This window comes from Saccharomonospora iraqiensis subsp. paurometabolica YIM 90007, assembly GCF_000231035.2.
Lineage (GTDB): Bacteria > Actinomycetota > Actinomycetes > Mycobacteriales > Pseudonocardiaceae > Saccharomonospora > Saccharomonospora paurometabolica.
In genome coordinates, this window is sequence record NZ_KI912236.1 from 81,134 (window position 1) to 82,474 (window position 1,341).

2 protein-coding genes and 1 pseudogene are annotated in these 1,341 nt (G+C 73.8%); 1 reads left to right on the top strand and 2 read right to left on the bottom strand.

The genetic code is table 11. The features are described 5' to 3' along the window. Window positions 1-287: pseudogene (locus SACPADRAFT_RS32775) on the bottom strand (hypothetical protein); the annotation flags it as partial. After that, window positions 274-816, bottom strand: a complete 543-nt coding sequence (locus SACPADRAFT_RS0212005) for a SigE family RNA polymerase sigma factor (protein ID WP_007027638.1) — start codon at window positions 814-816, stop codon at window positions 274-276. The gene SACPADRAFT_RS0212005 and the pseudogene SACPADRAFT_RS32775, both read right to left, overlap by 14 nt. A gap of 212 nt (window positions 817-1,028) precedes the next feature. On the opposite strand from SACPADRAFT_RS0212005, the gene SACPADRAFT_RS27315 reads away from it, so the two are divergent. After that, the coding region (locus SACPADRAFT_RS27315; RefSeq protein WP_233357168.1) for a beta-eliminating lyase-related protein at window positions 1,029-1,341 on the top strand (313 nt) is incomplete at its 3' end.

A 1,341-nucleotide genomic window follows, 5' to 3' on the forward strand; every position in this document is an offset into this window, starting at 1 on the left:
GGGTCCGGCCCGACCGTCCCGGAGCCACCGGTGCCGGTCCCCTCCGGACCCGTGAGCACGGACGCTCCCGGATCGCTCGCCGTCGTCGGCGCACCTCCCGGCAGGGAGGAGACGACGACGCCACCGCCGGCGAGCACCACCACGGCGCCCGCCGCCGAGGCCAGTGCCGTCCGTCTGCGCCGGGTGATCCGGCGGGAGGCGCGGGTGACCTCGTCGACGCTGAACGACGCCGCGGGCGGCTGATCACTCGCGGCGCGCAGCCTCCGCCCCAGCTCATCCTCGTCCACCGGTCTCCACCTCCTCACCGAGTGCCGCACGCAGGTTCGCCAGGCCACGGGCGGTCTGGCTCTTGACGTTGCCCTCGCCGCACCCGAGCGCCCGGGCCACCCCGCTCACGTCCAGCCCGTCGAAGTAGCGCAGCACCAGCACGGCCCGCTGCCTCGGCGGCACCTGCCGCAACGCGACCAGCAGGTCCTCCCGCAGGGCCACCCGTTCGGCCAGCGAACCGGACGTGTCCGTCCCGTGCGCCGTCCCGCCCGGACGCCGGGGTTCCGGCGGCTCGTCGGTCTGCCGCTCCCGGCGCCACGGCCTGCGGGACTCGTCGATCGCGGCCCGTACCAGCGTCTTGCGCAGGTAGGCATCCACCGCGGACCGGTCCCGGATCCGGGTCCAGCGCCGGTGCAGCGCGATGAACGCCGTCTGCGCGAGGTCGTCGGCACGGTGCCAGTCGCCGCACAGCAGGTAGGCCGTCCGGCGTACGGAGTCCCGCCTGGCGGCGAAGTACTCCGCGAACTCCTGATCCTCATGGTGATCCACGCGGGTGAGCTCCGGTCGGTCGTGTTGTCGACGGTGAGGACGGAACGGCCCCGCCTCACGGTTGCACGGTGGTCAACGATCCACCGGACGGAGGGTCGTTGTGAGGTGAACGGGGAGTGTGATGTGATCTGATCGTGACCTCTGACGCGACCGGACACGCAGCGACGCCGCTCGACTTCCGTTCCGACACCCTGACCCGCCCGGACGACGCCATGCGGTCGGCGATGGCCGAGGCGGAGGTCGGCGACAACGTCATCGACGTCGACCCGACGATCCGGCGGTTGGAGGAGCGCGCGGCCGAGGTGCTCGGCAAGCCCGCCGCGCTGTGGACCCCGAGCGGCACGATGGCCAACGTGCTCGCGCTGTCGCTGCAGCTGCGTCGCGGAGACCGGTTCCTCGCGCCCCGCAACGCGCACGTCCTGGTGAACGAACTGGGCTCGGCGGCGTGGTTGGCGGGCGGGATGCCCGAGCCGCTGGAGCACGACGCGGGCCCCGGACGGCCGGGCCCGGAGGCCGTCCGGGCGG